This window comes from Mesorhizobium sp. P160927, from assembly GCF_057766385.1.
This window is the reverse complement of the sequence record NZ_JBYMDW010000001.1, coordinates 4,322,830-4,342,951: the sequence shown is the minus strand read 5'-3', so window position 1 is coordinate 4,342,951 and position 20,122 is coordinate 4,322,830. Positions and strand designations below refer to the sequence as shown.

At 63.2% G+C, this 20,122-nt stretch carries 17 protein-coding genes and 1 riboswitch; of the genes, 7 read left to right on the top strand and 10 right to left on the bottom strand.

Going from position 1 to position 20,122, the window contains the following annotated elements:
* The 4 genes from AC3CB8_RS21195 (at position 1) to AC3CB8_RS21180 (ending at position 3,257) form a co-directional block, all read left to right on the top strand.
* On the top strand, positions 1-966 hold the full coding sequence (locus tag AC3CB8_RS21195; RefSeq protein ID WP_023791464.1) for a type II secretion system F family protein: 966 nt from the start codon (positions 1-3) through the stop codon (positions 964-966).
* A gap of 1 nt (position 967) precedes the next feature.
* Positions 968-1,930, top strand: coding sequence for a type II secretion system F family protein (locus AC3CB8_RS21190; protein WP_023783227.1), 963 nt, complete (start codon positions 968-970; stop codon positions 1,928-1,930).
* Between the two features lie 334 nt (positions 1,931-2,264).
* Entirely contained in the window at positions 2,265-2,738 is a 474-nt protein-coding gene (locus tag AC3CB8_RS21185) for a tetratricopeptide repeat protein (RefSeq protein WP_023791460.1), read from the top strand.
* Positions 2,739-2,969: 231 nt separating this feature from the next.
* Positions 2,970-3,257 (top strand): hypothetical protein, encoded by a 288-nt coding sequence (locus tag AC3CB8_RS21180; protein WP_023770034.1) that lies wholly within the window; start codon positions 2,970-2,972, stop codon positions 3,255-3,257.
* Here the strand turns inward: AC3CB8_RS21180 and gcvP are convergent, their stop codons facing one another.
* From gcvP to gcvT, 3 genes are read right to left on the bottom strand one after another with little or no spacing between them, the layout of a single operon-like run.
* A complete protein-coding gene (gene gcvP / locus AC3CB8_RS21175) occupies positions 3,258-6,068 on the bottom strand; it encodes an aminomethyl-transferring glycine dehydrogenase (protein WP_023791456.1) in 2,811 nt (936 codons plus the stop codon).
* Between the two features lie 18 nt (positions 6,069-6,086).
* On the bottom strand, positions 6,087-6,455 hold the full coding sequence (gene gcvH, locus AC3CB8_RS21170) for a glycine cleavage system protein GcvH (protein ID WP_015317602.1): 369 nt from the start codon (positions 6,453-6,455) through the stop codon (positions 6,087-6,089).
* Positions 6,456-6,460: 5 nt separating this feature from the next.
* Positions 6,461-7,561 carry a glycine cleavage system aminomethyltransferase GcvT gene (gcvT, locus tag AC3CB8_RS21165; protein WP_023770036.1) on the bottom strand — a complete coding sequence of 367 codons (1,101 nt, stop codon included), beginning with the start codon at positions 7,559-7,561 and terminating at the stop codon, positions 6,461-6,463.
* Positions 7,562-7,710: 149 nt separating this feature from the next.
* A riboswitch (glycine riboswitch) is annotated at positions 7,711-7,797 on the bottom strand.
* Between the two features lie 172 nt (positions 7,798-7,969).
* Here gcvT and AC3CB8_RS21160 point away from each other — a divergent pair.
* Positions 7,970-8,971, top strand: coding sequence for a hypothetical protein (locus tag AC3CB8_RS21160; protein WP_023770037.1), 1,002 nt, complete (start codon positions 7,970-7,972; stop codon positions 8,969-8,971).
* On the opposite strand, the gene AC3CB8_RS21155 is transcribed toward AC3CB8_RS21160, so the two are convergent.
* From AC3CB8_RS21155 to AC3CB8_RS21125, 7 genes are all read right to left on the bottom strand, one after another.
* Complete coding sequence (locus AC3CB8_RS21155; protein WP_031240951.1) at positions 8,968-9,366, bottom strand: GNAT family N-acetyltransferase; 399 nt, start codon at positions 9,364-9,366, stop codon at positions 8,968-8,970. The two genes, AC3CB8_RS21160 and AC3CB8_RS21155, sit on opposite strands and share 4 nt — an antisense overlap.
* A 38-nt stretch (positions 9,367-9,404) precedes the next feature.
* Positions 9,405-10,196 (bottom strand): molybdopterin-binding protein, encoded by a 792-nt coding sequence (locus tag AC3CB8_RS21150; RefSeq protein WP_352566130.1) that lies wholly within the window; start codon positions 10,194-10,196, stop codon positions 9,405-9,407.
* A gap of 1 nt (position 10,197) precedes the next feature.
* The gene (locus AC3CB8_RS21145) at positions 10,198-11,079 is read right to left on the bottom strand and encodes a cytochrome b/b6 domain-containing protein (RefSeq protein WP_023770040.1); all 882 of its coding nucleotides are present in this window, start codon (positions 11,077-11,079) and stop codon (positions 10,198-10,200) included.
* Positions 11,080-11,176: 97 nt separating this feature from the next.
* Positions 11,177-11,854, bottom strand: a complete 678-nt coding sequence (locus tag AC3CB8_RS21140; protein WP_023783234.1) for a DUF1345 domain-containing protein — start codon at positions 11,852-11,854, stop codon at positions 11,177-11,179.
* A 30-nt stretch (positions 11,855-11,884) separates the two neighbouring features.
* The gene (locus AC3CB8_RS21135; RefSeq protein WP_015317609.1) at positions 11,885-12,352 is read right to left on the bottom strand and encodes a YaiI/YqxD family protein; all 468 of its coding nucleotides are present in this window, start codon (positions 12,350-12,352) and stop codon (positions 11,885-11,887) included.
* 64 nt (positions 12,353-12,416) lie between these two features.
* A complete protein-coding gene (gene gfa / locus AC3CB8_RS21130) occupies positions 12,417-12,986 on the bottom strand; it encodes an S-(hydroxymethyl)glutathione synthase (RefSeq protein ID WP_023770043.1) in 570 nt (189 codons plus the stop codon).
* A 67-nt stretch (positions 12,987-13,053) separates the two neighbouring features.
* Positions 13,054-14,181 carry an S-(hydroxymethyl)glutathione dehydrogenase/class III alcohol dehydrogenase gene (locus AC3CB8_RS21125; RefSeq protein WP_023783235.1) on the bottom strand — a complete coding sequence of 376 codons (1,128 nt, stop codon included), beginning with the start codon at positions 14,179-14,181 and terminating at the stop codon, positions 13,054-13,056.
* A 252-nt stretch (positions 14,182-14,433) separates the two neighbouring features.
* On the opposite strand from AC3CB8_RS21125, the gene AC3CB8_RS21120 reads away from it, so the two are divergent.
* Positions 14,434-16,446: an acetyl-CoA carboxylase biotin carboxylase subunit gene (locus tag AC3CB8_RS21120; RefSeq protein WP_352566128.1), complete on the top strand. Its 2,013-nt coding sequence runs from the start codon at positions 14,434-14,436 to the stop codon at positions 16,444-16,446.
* A gap of 107 nt (positions 16,447-16,553) precedes the next feature.
* Entirely contained in the window at positions 16,554-20,081 is a 3,528-nt protein-coding gene (gene dnaE, locus AC3CB8_RS21115; protein WP_352595494.1) for a DNA polymerase III subunit alpha, read from the top strand.
* Positions 20,082-20,122: the final 41 nt, after the last annotated feature.

Sequence of the window (20,122 nt, the reverse complement as noted above, 5' to 3'; positions counted from 1 at the left end):
GTGTTCGACGGGTTCAGCGCGATCTATGTGGTCTATGCCGGAGCCGCACTGACCGGCATCATGGTGGCCGAGGCCGTCTACCTGCTCTACGCCGGACGCAGCGACAAGCGCACCGCCATCAACCGGCGCATGAAACTGCAGGAAAGCAAGATCAGCCAGGAACAGGTGCTGATCCAGCTGCGCAAGGAGCGCGGTCTCGACGCGGGAACGTCGCTGTTTTCGCCGGACCGGTTCCGTGCCCTGCGCACGCAGTCGGGCATGGTGATGCCGCTTTCGAAATTCCTGACGATCACCTGCGGTGTGGCGACGGCCGTTGCCCTGGCCGCGATCTGGCGCGGGCTGCCGCTGCTGATGGGGCTCATCCTGTTCGTCGTGCTGGTGCCGTTGCTGCCGGTCATGGCGATGCGCTCCATGCGCAAGCGCCGGCTGAAGCGTTTCGGCATGCAGCTGCCGGAAGCGCTCGAGCTGATCACGCGCGGCCTCAAGGCCGGTCATCCGGTGCCGGTGGCCATCGCCATGGTGTCGCGCGAGATGCCCGATCCGATCGGCACGGAATTCGGCGTCATTGCCGACGAAGTCACTTATGGTTCCGACCTGGTCACGGCGCTGAATGCACTGTTCGACCGGGTCGGACACGAGGATCTGCCGCTGTTCATCACCGCCGTGTCGATCCAGACCAGTTCGGGCGGCAACCTGCGCGAGATCCTCGATGGGTTGTCGACGACGATCCGCGAACGCGGCAAGCTGCGACGCAAGGTGCGCGCCATTTCGACGGAAGGCCGCCTCTCGGCCTATATTTTGACGGCCGTACCGGCGCTGCTGTTCACCGCCATCATGGCCATGATGCCGGGATACTACAGCGACGTCTGGGGCGTGGCGAAGACATGGTACATGATCGGCGGCTCGGTTAGCTGGCTGATGCTGGGCAATCTGATCATGTTCAAAATGTCGAATTTCAAGTTCTGACATGCAAAGCGTCATTGAATTCCTCGCTTCCCTCGCGCCGACCTCGCTGATGCCGGTGGCCGTCCTCCTGCTGGCCGCGGGAGCGGCCGCTGTCGCATGGCCGATGGTGGTGGCGAAGGGCGACCGCAACGACGTCAAGCGCCGGCTCAAGGTCGACCAGGGTCCGGTGGCCGCCAGACCCGAACCGGTGCAGAAGAAGAATAGCGGCGTCGTGCGCGAGCAAGCGATGAAGAGGGCACAGGAATTCTATGCAAAGAGCGACCCGGAAAATGTCGCTCGCCTGCGCTTGAAGCTCATCCAGGCGGGCTACATGGAGCCGCGCGCCGTCGGCATGTTCTTCCTCATCCGGTTCACGGCAATGATCGGCACGACGTTCGCCGTCTTCGTGCTCAATCGGTGGATGGCCAGTCCCGACGCGACCATGACCAGCCGGTGGACCTTCATCATCCTGTCGGGGGCCGCCGGCTATTTTTTGCCGGGCCTGGTGCTGACCCAGAAGGTGCGCGAGAAGATGCGCGAATACCGCAACGGCTTCCCCGATTTCATGGACTTGATGATCGTCTGTTCGGATGCCGGCATGAGCATGGAAGCCGGCGTCGAGCGCGTTTCGAAAGAACTCGCCAAGAGCTATCCGTCGCTCAGCCAGAACCTGCAGCTCGTGTGCTTGGAACTTCGGGCGGGGCGCAGCCTGGACGACGCGCTGAAGGCGCTCGCCGATCGCCTCAGCCTGGATGAGGTACGCTCCTTCGCCACGCTCCTGCAGCAGTCGAAGGAACTCGGCACCAGCCTGTCGGGCGCGCTCAGGGTGTTTTCGGACGAGATGCGCCACAAGCGCATGTCGTTGGCAGAGGAGAAGGCCCATGCCTTGCCGGCCAAGATGTCCGTGCCGGTCGTGGTCTGCATCCTGCCGGTGGTGTTGATGATCGCGGTCATTCCCATCATCGTCAAACTGACGGCCCATTAGCTGTAATTTGGAGTGCGGGCGAGGTGATGGTGTTCACCGTGCAAAAGTCCGTCGAGGCGATTTCAAGAAAGTTATTGGGTACGGCAGGGGTAAATCGGACCTGCAACGGCCTTAAATGAGTGACAGGTCCCATGCAAATGTCTTGCGCACCCTCTTGCTGGGCCTCGCCCCGCCGCCGCTCGCGTCCGCGGAGATTTGAGATGGCACGCCCGGTGGTTAATGATTGCTATTCCGGAAACTGAAAGTTAGCTGCATTTCGGCACCGAAGCTTAATCGCTCTTCTGTAGTCTCTTTCCCGAAGAACGACCCGGCAAATCGGGCGACGGGGCAGGGCATGCGTCAGATAAAATTTGCGGCGATGGCCATGATGGCAGCCGCCCTAATGATCAGCGGGTGTACGACGAACAATAACGTCGACACGACCAAGACCACTGCAATCCAGCCGGCAGGGAAGGATGTCGCCACATCCGACCTGGCGGAAGGCAAGGCACAGTTTCGCGATGCCAATTATGGTCTTGCCGAAGCGCATTTCCGCAAGGCCGTCGAGCTGAAGGCCGACAGTGCCGAGGCCTGGATGGGGCTTGCGGCTTCGTATGACGAACTTGGCCGCTTCGACTTCGCCGACCGCGCCTATGGCCAGCTCCTGAAGGTTGCCGGCCGCAAGCCGCAGATCGTCAACAATATGGGCTATTCGCAACTGTTGCGCGGCAACAAGAAGAAGGCCCGGGCGCTGCTGCTCGAGGCGAAGACCGGCATGACCGATCCCACCGTTGTCGACGCCAACCTCGCCTTGCTGAACAAGGGCTGATGCCGTTTGATGGTCGCGCCGTCCAAGGGCGATTTCGGCACAGTTGGCATCGACGCTTTGTAAACCCTATCCGCGGCTTGGGTCGAGATATCGCCCAAGCCATGTGCGAGGGCTGCCGCTGACCTAGAATGCGGCGCAACCGCCGACGCTCGAGAGGCCCCCGCCCGATATGCTGGATTTCAGTTCGCTCCTGCTCGCAGCCGCGCTGTCGGGTACCTGTCAGCCGCTACCATGGTTGCGATCTGGCTCACGGCGCCGCGGGCGGGTTTCGTGCTGACGGTGGCGTGCGGCATTATCGTGCTCGTGGCGCATGTGATCCTCTTCTGGCGCTATACCAGGGAGCCCGATCCGCTGCTTTGCCAGATCGCGCTGGCGCCCGACGGCAGCACCCTCGACGAGGTGATGGCCAGGGCCCGACTCACGCTCTATGGCGCCAAGCGCGCGGGGCGAAATTGCGTCATCGGCTGCAAGAGGACGGGCAAGGCCGACCCGGTCAGGCCGGCCTTGCGTTCCGAGTAGCTATTCGGCCGCGCCAAGATAATCCGACAGCGGCGGGCAGGAGCAGACCAGATTACGGTCGCCCGCGACATTGTCGATGCGCGACACTGGCGGCCAGTACTTCGTCGCCGTGTCGGCATCGCCGGCGGGATAAGCCGCCTCCAGACGCGAATACGGGTGGGTCCATTGACCGGCCAGCGCCTCGGCAGACGTGTGCGGCGCGTTGACCAGCGGATTGTCGGCCAAGGGCCATTCGCCTTTGGCCACTTTCGCCGCTTCGCCGGCAATGGCGATCATGGCCTCGCAGAAGCGATCCAACTCGCGCTTGGGCTCGGACTCGGTCGGCTCCACCATCAGCGTGCCGGCGACCGGGAACGACATGGTCGGCGCGTGGAAACCATAGTCGATCAGGCGCTTGGCAATGTCCTCGACACTGATGCCGGCGCTCTCCTTGAGCACGCGGGTGTCGAGGATGCATTCGTGGGCGACGCGGTCGCTCCGGCCCTTGTAAAGCAGCGGGAAGTGCGGGGCGAGCCGTGTCGCCACATAATTGGCCGAAACGATCGCTGTCTCGGTCGCCTGCTTCAGGCCGGAAGCGCCCATCATGCGGATGTACATCCAGGTGATCGGCAGGATGGAAGCGCTGCCGAAGGGAGCGGCGGCCACGGCATGAGCCGAGCCTTCGCTGACATGGCCCGGCAGATAGGGCTTCAGATGCGCCCTGACACCGATCGGACCGACACCCGGGCCGCCGCCGCCATGCGGGATGCAGAAGGTCTTGTGCAGGTTCATGTGGCAGACGTCGGCGCCGATGTCGCCTGGCCGGGCGAGGCCGACCAGCGCGTTGAGGTTGGCGCCATCGAAATAGACCTGGCCGCCATGCTCATGGATGAGTGCGCAGAGGTGGCGCGCGCCTTCCTCGTAGACGCCATGGGTGGAGGGATAGGTGAACATCAGCGCCGCGAGATTCTTGGAATGCTCGTTGGCCTTGGCGCGCATATCGTCCATGTCGATGTTGCCGTCTTCCAGACAGCGCACGACGACGACGCTCATGCCGGCCATCGCGGCACTCGCCGGATTGGTGCCATGCGCGGAAGACGGGATCAGGCAGACGGTACGATGGCCCTCGCCGCGCGAGCGGTGGTAGGCGCGAATGGCGAGCAGCCCGGCATATTCGCCCTGGCTGCCAGCATTGGGCTGCAAGGTCACGGCGTCGAAGCCGGTGATCTCCGACAGCCAGCCTTCCAGTTCGCCGATCATGGCGCGGTAACCGGCCGAATGGCTTGCGGGCGCGAAGGGATGCAAATTGGCGATTTCCGGCCAGCTCACCGGCATCATTTCCGCCGCGGCGTTGAGCTTCATGGTGCAGGAGCCCAGCGGGATCATGGCGCGGTCGAGCGCCAGGTCCTTGTCGGCCAACCGGCGCAGAAAGCGCATCATCTCGGTTTCCGACTTGTTCTGGTGAAAGACCGGCTGGGTCAAAAACTCCGTGCCACGCGGCTTGCCGGGCACCGTGCTGTCGGCGGAAGCGGCAGCCTTGGCATCGAACAAGGCCGCGATCGCGTCGAGATCGGCGTCGGTCGAGGTCTCGTCGAAACTGATGCCGACATGGTCGGCATCGAGCACACGCAGCAGCCGGCCGGTCTTTTCGGCGGCGACCGCGATCTGGGCGGCCTTGCCGTTGGTCTCCACCGTCACCGTGTCGAAGCGGCTGGAGCCGAGCACCGATACGCCCGCCGCCTCGAGGCCGCTTGCCAGGCAGTTGGCCAGCGCGTGTATGCGCCCGGCGATCGCCTGCAGGCCGACCGGGCCGTGCCAGATGGCGTAGGCGGTGGCCATATTGGCAAGCAGGGCCTGTGCGGTGCAGATGTTGGACGTCGCCTTGTCGCGGCGGATATGCTGCTCGCGCGTCTGCAAGGCGAGGCGGTAGCCGGGACGGCCCTTGCTGTCGGTCGACTGGCCGACCAGGCGGCCGGGCATAAGCCGCGTCAGCTTGTCGGAGACCGCGCAATAGGCCGCATGCGGGCCGCCAAAGCCCATCGGCACGCCGAAGCGCTGCATCGGGCCGACCGCGATGTCGGCGCCGAGTTTCGCCGGCGCGTCGGTCAGCGTCAGACCAAGCGGGTCGGCGATAAAGACGACAACCGCGCCGGTGGCGCGCGCTTTTTCGATCGCCGCCTTGTGGTCGCCATAGACGCCAAAGGTGTCCGGCCAGGAGACGAGCAGGGCGGCGGTGTTGTCGTCGATCGTCTCGCCGTCGATCTCGATGCCGAGCGGCTCGGCGCGGGTGCGCACGACGTCCAGCGTCTGCGGGTGCGGCGTGCCCGCAAGCGCCACCTTGGTGCGCTTGTCGCGGTGGTGGCGCAGCGCAATGCCGACCGCTTCGGCGACCGCTGTCGCTTCATCCAGCAGTGAGGCTGATGCCACCGGCAGGCCGGTCAGTTCGGTGACCAGCGTCTGGAAGTTGAACAGCATTTCGAGCCGGCCCTGGCTGATCTCGGCCTGATAGGGCGTGTAGGCGGTGTACCAGGCCGGATTCTCGAACAGATTGCGCTGGATGACCGGCGGCACGTGAACGCCGTGGTAACCAGCGCCGATAAAGCTTTTCAGCACCATATTCCTTGCCATTATCACCGACAATTCGGCGAGAGCTTCGGCTTCGCTGGCGGGCGCCGGGAGGTCCAGCGGCTGGTCGAGCCGGATCGATCTCGGCACGGCCTGGCTGATCAGCGTCTCGACCGAGGGAACACCGATGACGGCGAGCATGGCTCTGACGTCGGCAAGGCCGGGTCCAATGTGGCGGGCCGAGAACGGGTAGGGAGCTGCGGTCATGTCAATAAATTCCTGATGTCAGGCGATATGGGCTTTGTAGGCTGCCTCATCCATGAGGCTGGCGAGCTGACTTTCGTCGGCGAGCTTCATCTTCCACAGCCAACCGGCCCCGGTTGCCGCCGAGTTGACCAGCGAGGGGTCGGAGGACAGCGTGCCATTGGCTTCGGTGATCTCGCCATCGACCGGCGCATAAACGTCCGAGGCTGCCTTGACTGATTCGACCACGACGGCGGTGTCGCCCTTGGCGAGCTTCTTTCCCGTTTCCGGCAGTTCCACGAAGACGAGGTCGCCGAGCTGCTCCTGCGCGTAGTCGGTGATGCCGACAGTGGCGATGCCGCCCTCGACGCTGAGCCACTCGTGATCCGATGTGAAATAGGTTGTTGCCATGGAATTCATCCTTTGCGGTAGCGATGAGGGGTGAAGGGCAGAGAACTGACATCGACTGGGATCTTGGTGCCGCGCACGTCGGCGAAAATCCGCGTTCCGGGCTTTGCCAGCGGCGTGGCGACATAGCCCATGGCGACCGGATGGCCGGCGGAAGGGCCGAAGCCGCCCGATGTGACATGGCCGGCAGGATTGCCGTCGGCTTCGAACAGCGCGGCACCGGCGCGCACCGGCTGGCGACCCTCCGGTTTCAGCCCGACGCGCTTTTGCGCCGGGCCACGTTCCACGGCGGCGCGCAAGGGTTCGGCGCCAATGAAGGTGCCGGAGGAACGGATTTCTTTCGGGATCGCCCACATCAGCGCCGCCGCGGCCGGGTCGGTCTCCGCCGTGATGTCCTGGCCATGCAGGCAGAGGCCGGCCTCCAGCCGCAGGCTGTCGCGCGCGGCAAGGCCGATCCAGAGCACGCGTTCATCTTCCAACAGCTTGGTGACAAGGTCACGCGCATCGGCCTCCGGCAGGCCGATCTCGAAACCGTCCTCGCCAGTGTAGCCGGACCGGCTCATGAACCAGTTTTTTCGCGGCTCGACACCATGCATGAACAGCAGTGAGCCGGTCTCGATGCCGGCGCGGGAGAGGGCAGCCCAGGCTTCGGGGCCCTGGATCGCCAGGAAGACGCGGTCGAGCGGCTCGACCTTGGCTTCGAAATCGGTCGCCAGGGCGCGCAAATGCTTTTCGTCGGCGACGGCATTGCCGGCATTGGCGACCACCATGAACCTGCTGTCGCCGAGCCGGGTGACGATCAGATCGTCGAGAATGCCGCCTGCTTCATTCAGGAAGAAGGATAGCTTTGACTGCGAGATTTCGAGCGCGTCGGCGTCCAGCGGGCAGGCGCGGTTCAACAGCGCAACCGCTTCCGACCCGCTGACCTCGAACAGTTTCATATGCGAGATGTCGAACAACCCCGCATGCTCGCGGGTGTGGAGATGCTCTTTCATGACGCCGGCCGGATAGGTCAGCGGCATCGACCAGCCGGCAAAGGCGCCGAAGCGCGCTCCGGCAGCCGCATGAATATCTTCGAGGGGAAGGTGTTTGTCGTCGTCGCCCGTCATGTCGCCTCCAGAGTCGCACGCAATCGGCCGCTGATGGCGACCAGTCCGTGCCCCTCTGTCTGAAGCCTGAGAGACTCGCGCAGCCGGAACTCTGTCAGCGGCGCTTACACCTTCGGCGCGGGGGCAAGCCCCGACTTTCCAGAGTGTCTTTCCCGTCTACGGTTCTTTTGCCTGAGAGATTTCGGGCGATTTCCCCTTCGGCGGCAGCTCTCGCTGCTCTCTCCCGCAAACAGGTAGGACTCAAAACCCTAAGCCCTCGACGCGCCATCCATAGCCCGTCGACGACACCTTGTCACCTCCCAGCGACATTGTTCTGACAAGTCTTCGCTAACCACGCCGTTTGCCGGTTTTTCAAGACACTCCTGATAAAGCTGACCGACGTGACGCGTTGGGGGACGGGGACGACAGATGGGCGAGTTGATCATGAGTGCTCCGGTGGCGGGGCTGACTTCGAAGAACCGCATTGCTTCAGAGGATGTCGTGATGCTGCGCCGCGACGTGTTCGCCGACGGCGTGGTGAGCCGGGGCGAAGCCGAGGCCTTGTTCGCGCTCGACCAGACGGCGCGGGACAAATGCGCTGAATGGGCGCCGTTCTTCGTCGAGGCGGTCACCGACTACATCGTCCATCAGGAAAAGCCCTTGGGCTACATTTCGGGGGAGAATGCCGACTGGCTGGTCCGCACGATTTCGCGCGACGGCATGGTCGACAGCCGGACCGAACTCGAATTGCTGGTCCATGTGCTGGAAGAGGCGAAATCCTCGCCGAGCCGGCTTTGCGTCTACGCGCTGGAGCAGGTCGCCCACGCCGTCGTCGACGGTAAGGGAGCGCTGATGCTCGGCGGCGCTCTGGTGCCCGGACTGATCGCCAGGGCCGAAGTCGAGCTTTTGCGCCGCATCCTCCATGCCCATGGTGGCGACGGCAACATCGCCATCACCCAGGCCGAGGCCGAGGTGCTGTTCAGGATCAACGAGCGGACCGCCCAGGCCAATAATGATCCGTCCTGGAACGACCTGTTCGTCAAGGCGATCGCCAATTTTGTCATGTGCTCGGCCGGTTATGAGGCGCCCACCCGCGAGGTGGCGCTGCGCCAGGAAACGTTCCTCGATCACGCCGATCCGGAAATCGGCGGCTTCTTCAGCCGCATGATCTCCGGTGGTCTTGCCGGTATCATCGAGGCCTACCGCTCTCCTGACGACATAGAGACCGAATGGGAAGCCAAGAACAGAGCCACCGAGGCGCTGGCCCGCCGTGCCGAGACGATCGATGCCGGTGAGGCAAAGTGGCTGGTCGGACATATGGGGGTGAACCGGCCCTTGTACGAAAATGAGCGCGCACTGCTGACCCTGATCAAGCATGCCTCGCCGGAAATTCATCCGGCGCTGAAGCCGTTGCTCGACAAGGTTGCCTAAGCCCCGCCGTCCGCTGCTATCGTTCTGCAAAGAATGATATTGGAATGGCCTTCGGGCCATCCCGAGAATTCGGCCATGCGCTCGAAGCCAGCCTTTTCATAAAGGCCTGGTGCCTGGAAGTCGTGGCTGGAGACCCAGATTTTCCTGACGCCGCGATCGGCGGCCTCCGCGACAAAGGCGTCGAGCAACTGCCTTGCGTAGCCGCGACCTCGGTGAGCCTCGGCAATCCACATCAAGGTCAGTTCGGACGTGCCCGCCCAGGAATAGCCGGCGGCTACTCCGACTGCGTGTCCCGCACCATCGCGGATGACAAAGGCCAGCCCTCGGTCATCGTCGCGGTCCGTCATACGTCGGTTATCGCGGTGGAGACGCTCCTCCAGCGAACTCAATTCCATGGGGGACAAATCGTGCTCGGCCCGTATGCGAGGGACCATCAAATCCCGCCATACCAGTCATAGCCGTTGTCTTCCCAATAGCCGCCCCGGCCGCCACCGATAGTGGCGAAGCCGTCCACCAGTTCGATCTTGTAGAGATATTTCGGCATTTTGTAGCCGAGCTGGCGCTCCACGCGGACACGCAGCGGCGCGCCGTTCTCGACCGGCAGCGGCTTGCCGTTCAGGCCGTAGGCAAGGATCGTTTGCGGATGGCGAGCATCGATTAGGTCGATCGTGCCGTAATATTTGATGTCGCCTGACAGGCTGCGGTCGATCGTGTCGAGGCAATGGAACATGACATAGCGCGCCTGTGGCTTGACCACCGCCTGGTCGAGCAGCAGCGCCAGCGGCGTGCCCGTCCATTTGGCGATGCAGCTCCAGCCTTCGACGCAGTCGTGGCGGGTGATCTGGGTGCGGCTCGGCATGTTCATGAGCTGCTCGCGGGTGAGCGACAGCGGCTTTTCCACGATGCCTGACACTTCCAGGCGCCATTCGGCGAAGTTGTTGGTGAGCAGGGCCTTGTAAGCGTCGTCGTCCGGCGCGGTCACGCCGTTCGGCCGCATTGGCTGACGGATATCAGCCTCGGTGAATTCCGGCGCCAGCGAATTGCCGCCGCCGAGCAACCGTTGTGCCTTGTGGGTCAGGCCATTGGCGTTTTCGAGGAAGCTGCGTAGGCCGCTGCCGATGCTGAGCTGGCTGTCGAAGGCGTCGCAGCCAGACAGCATGATGCCGGAAGCGCCGAGGCTGGCGGCGGTGAGGAATTTTCGGCGGCTTATCTCAAATTTCGCCATCTCAGGCACTCCTCTGTGACGTTTTGTCGTCATGAACGGGAGGATCGGTGCGGTACCAGCCGGTGATTATCGAGCGCAGTTCGTTGATCGGGCCGGCGGCGAGGATCATCAGGATGTGAATGACGAAGAAGGCGACCAGCAGCAGCATGACGGTGAAATGGATGGTGCGTGCCGTCTGCCGGCCACCGGTCAATTCATTGAGGAAGGGCAGCACCGAATTCATGCTCGGCGACATGGCGAGGCCGGTGATGATCATCAGCGGCAAGAGCACGAACAGCACGCCGCCATAGGCCATCTTCTGCAGCGTGTTGTATTCGCGCGTGTGGTGGAATTTAAGCCTGGCGTGGTTGGCGATGTCCCGTGGCAAGCGTCTGAGGTCATCCAGGCGCGGCGCCAGGTCGCGGCGTATGTGGCCGTTGATCAGGCTGGCGACGAGCCAGACGATCAAGGTCGTCGTCAATATCCAGGCGAAGAAGAAATGGATCACCCGGGCGGTACCGAGGTCATAGTAGGACGGGATCGTCGCCCAGGACGGGAAACCGCGCGCCGTCTCGTTACCGGCCGGGCCCGACCAGCCGAGGACGCCTGTCGTGTCGAAGCGGTGCCCGAAGATTTCGGTGTAGCCGCGCGGCCCGGCATTGGTGTTTTCGGCGCCTATGGCGAAAATGGTGTTGTTGTAGTCGAAGCCGGATTGCTTGCCGATGTAGAGTTGCGGGCGGGCATTGAAGATCTGCAGGCCGGACAGCAGCATGAAAAACAACGAGATGGCCCAGAGCCAGTGTGTCAGCCGCGTCCAGCGCGACTGCCGGTAGATCAATGTTTTCTCTTTTGACGCGGGGGCGCCCGGTCCAATTTCGGATTGGCTTCTGGCAACCGATTCCATCTTGTCTGGTCTCCCGGCCTTGCGGCTTGTCCTAAGAGTTCATTGTCCTCTTGATACGTCGCGATCCAAACCGATGTTTCATGCGATCACGGATTTATTACGGACCGCCCAGGCTGACGGCGAGATTGACGGCGGCGGCGACGATGACCGTGTTGAAGAAGAACGACAGGACCGAGTGCACAAGCACGACACATCGCATATGCGTCGTCGAGATGTTGATGTCGGCGGTCTGCGCCGTCATGCCGATGACGGTCGAGAAATAGAGGAAATCCCAGCCCTCGGGGCGTTTGTCGCCCGGGAACAGCAGGCCGCCGACCGGGATCTTCTTGTTGGTGCCGGCGTCGACCGCGTCGCCGTCCATCCAGTAGACATGGGCATAGTGGAGCGCTGCCATGGCGTGGATGGTGAACCAGCCGAGCGGGATCGACAGCAGTGCGAAGCCGAGTTCGATCGGGTGATCCCCATCCTTGCGATTGATCAGCAGGAACAGGGAGACAAGGGCAAGGCAGACGACAACGAGCGTCACGGCGAAGATCACCAGCACCGGCTGATCGGTGGCGCGTGCATTCTTGCTCAGGTACTTGCCGGTGAATTTGGGCATCTGGCTGACAACAAGAAGGACGTAAGCGGCAAAAAATATGTTGGCGCCGATCGAATAGGCGAGTGGGGCGTGCAGCAGCAACGCCAAAAGCAGCGCAAACGCACCGATACATGCCGACACCGCGAACAGCATGTGGCGCTGCATCGGTTTCTTGATCGGGGTTTCGGCGGCCATGGCGGTCTCCACCTGGATGGCGCTTTGTTGCTAGCCCGGTGTGGCGGATTTCAGCGCGCGCCGCAAGATGCGGTCGAGTTCACCCAGGAACCGGGAACGATCCTGCGGCGCGAAGCTGGCATTGTAGCCCTTGCTCTCGCCGGTTTCGCGCAGATGCTGCTTGAGGTCCCGCATCGCCACCGCCATGCCGATCGTCTCGGGCGTGAAAGGACGTCCGGTCGGTCCCAGCACATGCGCGCCGAGCGCCACAGTGCGGGCGGCGAGCGGAATGTCCGCCGTCACCACGATGTCGTTGGGCTTGGTGTTCTCGACGATCCAGTCGTCGGCGGCATCGGCGCTCTTGGAGACCACGACATTGCGGATCATCGGGTCGCGGGAGGGGCGCAGACCGCCATTGGAGACATAAGTGACGACGACGCCATGGCGCTCGGCGACCTTTTCTACCTCCGCCTTGACCGGGCAGGCGTCGGCGTCGACGTAGATGGCGGGTGCGGGCATTGTCTCTCCGGAAACGAGCGGGGGCCGGAAACATATCCGGCCCCCGCCTGAAATCTCACGGCCATCAGGCCGGCAGGGCGCCGGACTTCTTCGCCGTCCAGGTGGCGATGTAGTCCATCAGGCCCGGATTGAGGCAGTCGTAGGGCTCCAGCCCGATTGTCCTCAGCCTGCCGCGAATGCCGTCCATGCGGCTCGGATCGACACCCGATTCGATGATCGAGGACACGAAGGCGGTGAAGCCCGGCGGCGACCAGCCGTCTTCCTCGAAGCGCTCGGGATGAATGAAGGACAGGCCCTTGAACGGATGGTCGCGCTCGACCGGCCCGTGCATGTGGACCCCGCATTGGGTGCAGGCATGACGCTGGATCAGCGCCGAGGGGTCGATCACCTTGAGCTTGTCGCCGTTCTCGGTGACGGTGACATCGCCGGTGCCGGCGACCGCAACCACCGAGAATACAGCACCTTCTGGCTTCCAGCATTTGGTGCAGCCGCAGGCGTGGTTGTGGGCGATCTGGCCCTTGACCTTCACCTTGACCGGCTTGCTGGTGCAGGCGCAGACCAGCGTGCCGCCGGCAAAGCTGGCGCTTTCCCTGGGCAGCCCATTGTCGATCTTCGGATGCAGTTTCTCCGCCATTTTTTCTCTCCTCCCATGTTTCACCACAGGGGTCGCCGGCCGGATGGCCGGCGGCGTGTGGCTGTCTTTAGTAAACCACGACACTGCGGATCGACTTGCCCTCATGCATGAGGTCGAATCCCTTGTTGATGTCCTCGAGCTTCAGCGTGTGGGTGATCATCGGGTCGATCTGGATCTTGCCGTCCATATACCAGTCGACGATCTTCGGCACATCGGTGCGGCCGCGCGCGCCGCCGAAGGCGGTGCCCATCCAGCTGCGGCCGGTGACCAGCTGGAACGGCCTGGTCGAGATCTCCTGGCCGGCGCCGGCGACGCCGATGACGACCGACTTGCCCCAACCGCGATGCGAGGCTTCCAGCGCCTGGCGCATGACCTTGGTGTTGCCGGTGCAATCGAATGTATAGTCGGCGCCGCCGATCTGGTCGGCACCGCGCTTGGTCATGTTGACGAGGTGGGGCACGATGTCGCCGTCGATCTCCTTCGGATTGACGAAATGCGTCATTCCGAATCGCTCGCCCCACTCCTTCTTGTCGTTGTTCAGATCGACACCGATGATCATGTCGGCGCCGGCAAGCTTCAGGCCCTGGATGACGTTGAGGCCGATGCCGCCGAGGCCGAAGACCACCGATGTCGCGCCTTGCTCGACCTTGGCGGTGTTGATGACGGCACCAATGCCGGTGGTGACGCCGCAGCCGATGTAGCAGATCTTGTCGAAGGGGGCGTCGGGGTTAACCTTGGCCACCGCGATCTCCGGCAGCACGGTGAAGTTGGAGAAGGTCGAGCAGCCCATGTAGTGGAAGATCTTGTCCTTGCCGATCGAGAAGCGCGACGAGCCGTCCGGCATCAACCCTTGGCCCTGGGTGGCGCGGATGGCCGTGCACAGATTTGTCTTCCTCGACAAACACGACGGGCACTGACGGCATTCGGGCGTATAGAGCGGGATGACATGGTCGCCCTTCTTGACCGAGGTGACGCCCTTGCCGACATCGACCACCACGCCGGCGCCTTCATGGCCGAGAATGGCCGGAAACAGGCCTTCCGGATCGGCGCCCGACAGTGTGAATTCGTCGGTGTGGCAGATGCCGGTCGCCTTGATCTCGACCAGCACCTCGCCATCGCGCGGTCCATCGAGGTCGACCTCCATGATCTCCAACGGCTTTCCGGCGGCGACAGCGACAGCGGCGCGGGTTTTCATCGGGCAATTCCTCCAAAGGCGATTTTTGAGCTCAAGGTTTCAGGTTTTGGGCTGCTCATCAACTCTCAGATGAGACGAAATCTTGGCTTTCTTGACGCAGATAGCACACCGCTCGACAACCAGCCCGGCTCGGCAGGGCAGTGCGATAGAGCGCCGGCAAGGAACGCTCGTCATGTCGTCCACCGCGGCACTTGAGACCTGGCGACTTAGTCCATAGAACTGAACCATCCGCCGGAGGGGAATTCTGCCCGCATGTTCACCAAGATCCTGATCGCCAATCGTGGCGAGATCGCCTGCCGCGTCATCAGGACGGCGCGCAAGATGGGCATTGCCACGGTTGCTGTCTATTCCGACGCCGATCGCGATGCCGTGCATGTCGAAATGGCCGACGAGGCGGTGCATATCGGGCCGTCGCCGGCCGCGCAGAGCTACCTCGTTCCTGAAAAGATCATCACGGCCTGCAAGGCGACGGGCGCTCAGGCCGTGCACCCCGGCTATGGCTTCCTGTCCGAGCGAGCCGCGTTCTGTGAAGCCCTGGAAGCGGAAGGCATCGTCTTCATCGGGCCGAAACCCAAGGCGATCAAGGCGATGGGCGACAAGATCGAGTCGAAAAAATTCGCCAACGCCGCCGAGGTTTCGACGGTTCCGGGTTGGCTCGGCGTCATCGAGAATGCCGATCATGCCGAAAAGATCGCCGGCGAGATCGGCTATCCCGTGATGATCAAGGCCTCGGCCGGTGGCGGCGGCAAAGGCATGCGCATCGCCTGGGACCAGTCGGAAGTACGCGACGGATTCGACCGAGCGCGCTCGGAAGCCAAGAGTTCGTTCGGCGACGACCGTGTCTTCATCGAAAAGTTCGTGGTCGATCCGCGTCACATCGAAATACAGGTGCTGGCCGACGGGCATGGCAACGCGCTCTATCTTGGCGAACGCGAATGCTCGATCCAGCGCCGCAACCAGAAGGTGGCGGAAGAGGCGCCATCGCCCTTCCTCGATGCCAAGACGCGCAAGGCGATGGGCGAGCAGTCGGTGGCGTTGGCCAGGGCTGTCGACTACCAGAGCGCCGGCACCGTCGAGTTCATCGTCGACAAGGACAAGAACTTCTATTTCCTTGAAATGAACACACGATTGCAGGTCGAGCATCCGGTGACCGAACTCGTCACCGGGGTCGATCTGGTCGAGCAGATGATCCGCGTCGCCGCCGGCGAAAAGCTCGCCTTCAAGCAGGGCGACATCAAACTGAACGGCTGGGCCGTGGAAAGCCGGCTTTACGCCGAGGATCCCTATCGCAATTTCCTGCCGTCGATCGGCCGGCTGACACGTTATCGGCCGCCGGAGGAAGGCCGCTTCGGCGACGTGGTCATCCGCAACGACACCGGCGTCACCGAAGGCTCCGAAATTTCCATGTTCTACGATCCGATGCTGGCCAAGCTGTGCACCTGGGCGCCGACGCGGCTCGAGGCCATCGACGCCATGTCGGAAGCGCTGGACAGCTTTGTCGTCGACGGCATCGAGCACAACATCCCGTTCCTGGCGGCGTTGATGCAGCATCCACGCTGGCGGGAAGGGGCGATATCGACTGGCTTCATCGCGGAGGAATATCCCGGCGGTTTTGCCCCCGTCGTGCCGAACAGCGATGAAAAAGCCGTGCTGGCATCGATCGCGACCGCGGTGGAACTGCTGCGCCGCGATCGTCTCGACCGGCTGGGCGGGCGGCTGGCGCCGCATTCGGGAGCGCTCAAGCGCGACTGGGTGTTGAAGATTGGCGAAGAGTATTTGTCGGTGTCGATCCTCGAAGGCATGATTTCCATCCCGATGGAAATGGACCTGTCCATAGATGGCGGCAAGGCGCTGACCATTTCGTCCGATTGGCGGCCTGGCGATCTGATCTGGCGCGGCACGGTCGGCAAGCGCAGGGTTGCCGCCCAGATTCGTCCTGTCGCCAATGGCCTCCGCATCGCCTGGAAAGGCATGTCGGTGACCGCGCGCGCCATGCTGCCGCGCACCGCCGAATTGGAACGGCTGATGCCGGAGAAAATAGCGCCGGACACGTCGAAGCTGCTGCTTTGCCCGATGCCGGGCTTCGTCGTGTCGATCGCTGTCGCCGAAGGCCAGGAGGTCAAGGCGGGCGAGACGCTGGCCGTGGTCGAGGCGATGAAGATGGAAAACGTTCTGCGCGCCGAGCGCGACCTCGTCGTCTCGAAACTCAACGCCAAGCCGGGCGACAGCCTGGCCGTCGACGCGGTGATCATGGAATTCGCCTGAACGGCTGGAAGCCTGTGGGTCGGTAGTCGTTTGTGCTGGACTGGCATCGTCCGGTCCCGGACAATACATCTCCATCGACTCAAGCCTTACGGACAGCGCGAGAAACCATGGCGGATGAGAGACTTCCACGCGATCCCCTGAAGCGCGAGGCCGCGATCGCGGCCGCGCGGCCGGAGGCGCCGGCGCGGCCGTTCGTCCATCTTCGCGTGCACTCGGCCTATTCGCTGCTGGAAGGCGCTCTGCAACTCGGCAAGATTGTAGGCCATGCCATCAAGGACGAAGCGCCAGCAATCGCGGTGACCGACACCAACAATTTGTTTGGCGCCTTGGAGTTCGCCCAGAAGGCGGTGAAGGACGGCATCCAGCCGATCATCGGCTGCCAGATCGCGCTCGCCTTTTCCGGCGAAAACAGCGACGGCCAGCGTGACCGCCGTCGGCAAGGTCCCGATATGCGGCCGGTCGTGCTGATCGCGGCCACGGAAACCGGCTATTCCAACCTCGTCAGACTGGTCAGCCGCGTTTATCTCGAAACACCGCCCGGCGAAGCGGTGCACCTGACCACCGAAATGATGGACGGCCAATGTGACGGCCTGATTTGTCTTAGTGGCGGGCCGCGCGGCCCGATCGGCATGGCCCTGAAGGAAGATCGCCGCGATCTTGCCGAAGTGCGCCTGCTGACGCTCAAGGCGATGTTTGGCGACCGCCTCTATGTCGAACTGGACCGGGTTTCGGGCTACGACCGGATGATCGAGAGATCCTCGATCGATCTCGCCTATGCCCATGAATTGCCGCTGGTTGCCACCAACGAAGCTTTCTTCTCATCGCGCGACGAGTATGAGGCGCATGATGCGTTGATCGCCATCGCCGAGGGGTCGGTTGTCGCCGTCGACACCCGCCGCCGGCTGTCGCCGGACAATTTCCTGCGCAGTCAGGCCGATATGGCGAAATTGTTCGCCGACCTGCCTGAAGCCATCGACAACACTGTCGAGATCGCGCTGCGCTGCTCCTACTATCCAAAAACCCGCAGTCCGATCCTGCCGCGTTTCACGGGCGGAGATGCCTCCGACAAGGACGCCGCCGAAAAGGCCGAGGCCGAGGAACTGGCCCGTCAGGCGCGCGAGGGGCTCGATGCACGGCTCGCCCTGCACGGACCGACGCCGGGCTACACGGTGGAGCAGTATCGTGAGAGGCTCGAATTCGAGCTTGGCATCATCGAAAAGATGAAATTCCCCGGCTACTTCCTGATCGTTGCCGATTTCATCAAATGGGCCAAGGCGCAAGGCATTCCGGTCGGCCCGGGGCGTGGTTCGGGCGCTGGTTCGCTGGTTGCCTATTCGACCACCATCACCGACATCGATCCGCTGCGTTTCTCGCTGCTGTTCGAACGCTTCCTCAATCCGGACCGCGTGTCGATGCCCGATTTCGACATCGATTTCTGCCAGGACCGCCGGGAAGAGGTGATCCGCTACGTCCAGCAGAAATACGGCCGCGACCAGGTCGGCCAGATCATCACTTTCGGTACGCTGCAGGCGCGCGCCGTGCTGCGCGACGTCGGCCGTGTGCTGCAGATGCCCTATGGGCAGGTCGACAAACTCTCGAAAATGGTGCCGCAGAATCCGGCCAATCCGGTCAAGCTCGCCGATGCCATCGCCAACGAGCCGCGCTTTGCCGAGGAGGCCGAGAAGGAGCCGATCGTCCAGACGCTGCTCGACATGGCGCAGAAGCTGGAGGGCCTCTACCGCCACGCCTCGACGCACGCCGCCGGCATCGTCATCGGCGACAGACCTTTGTCGGAACTGGTGCCGATGTACCGCGATCCGCGTTCGGACATGCCTGTCACCCAGTTCAACATGAAATATGTCGAGCAGGCGGGGTTGGTGAAGTTCGACTTCCTCGGGCTGAAGACGCTGACGGTGCTGGAGACGGCCGTCAAGTTGATCCGCCGGCGCGGCATCGATATCGATCTGGCGACCATCCCGCTCGACGATCCCGAGACCTACGCAATGCTGTCGCGCGGCGAGGTGGTTGGCGTGTTCCAGGTGGAAAGTGCCGGCATGCGCAAGGCGCTGATCGGCATGCGGCCCGACTGCATCGAGGACATCATCGCGCTGGTTGCCCTCTACCGGCCGGGACCGATGGAGAACATCCCGACCTACAACGCCAGAAAGCATGGCGAGGAGGAGATGGCCTCGATCCATCCCAAGATCGATCATCTCGTGAAGGAGACGCAAGGCGTCATCGTCTACCAGGAACAGGTGATGCAGATCGCGCAGGAGCTGTCAGGCTATTCGCTTGGCGAAGCCGACCTTCTGCGCCGCGCCATGGGCAAGAAAATCCGCGCCGAGATGGACAAGCAGCGCGAACGCTTTGTCTCCGGCGCGGTCGAGCGCGGCGTCGCAAAGCCGCAAGCCGACTTCATTTTCGACCTGCTGGCAAAGTTCGCCGACTACGGTTTCAACAAGTCTCACGCGGCCGCTTACGCCGTCGTCTCCTACCAGACCGCCTATCTGAAGGCGCATTATCCGGTCGAGTTCCTGGCGGCGTCGATGACGCTAGACATGGGCAACACCGACAAGCTCGCCGACTTCCGCCAGGATGCGCTGCGCCTCGGCATCGAAGTCCTGGCGCCGTCGGTCATGACGAGTTTCCGTGCCTTCGAGGTAGGCGAGAACCGGATCTATTATTCGATGGCCGCGCTGAAGGGCGTCGGCGATGCCGCGGTGGAGCACATCGTCGCCGTTCGCGGCGAAAAGCCGTTCAAGAGCCTGGCCGATTTCTGTGAAAGGGTCGACCCGAAGATCGTCGGCAAACGGGTTTTCGAAAGCCTGATAATGGCCGGCGCGCTCGACTGCTTCGGCCACGACCGCGCCCAGATGTTGGCTGGCGTCGAACGGATGATGGGGCTGGCGTCGCTCGCCCAGCAGAACGCCGTTTCGGGTCAGGCCGACATCTTCGGCGCCTCGCTCGGCGCACAGTCCCAGGCGCTCAATCTGCCGGCGACCGATCCGTGGCTCGCCGCCGACCGGCTGCACCGTGAATTCCAGGTCGTCGGCTTCTATCTCTCGGCGCATCCGCTCGACGAGTACAAGGCGGCGCTGCAGAAGATGCGGGTGCAAAACTGGGCGGAGTTCTCCGCCGCCGTCAAGCGCGGCGCTTCCGCCGGCCGGCTTGCCGGCACTGTTACCAGCAAGCAGGAGCGCAAGACGCGCACCGGCAACAAGATGGGCGTGGTGGCCTTTTCCGACACCTCCGGCCAGTACGAGGCGGTGCTGTTTTCGGAAGGGCTGGCGCAGTACCGTGACCTCCTCGAAGCCGGCCGCTCGGTTGTCATCACCGTCGCGGCGGAGGACAGGCCCGAGGGCGTCAACCTGCGCATCAACTCGGTGCAATCGCTGGAAGACGAGGCAAGCCGCATCCAGAAGGCGCTGCGCATTTTCGTCAGGAACGATGGACCTGCCTCGATGATCCAATCCCAGCTCACGCAGCGGGGTGAAAGCCAGGTGAGCATCATCGTGATCAAGGAAGAGGCGCAGGGCGAGGTCGAGATCGCTCTGCAAGGCGGCTATCGCGTCTCGCCACAGATCGCCTCGGCGATGCGCGCCGTGCCGGGCGTGATTGAAGTGGAACTGGTGTGATCCGCGCGCTTGACAGGCGGCTATCCGCGGGCCAGCACCGG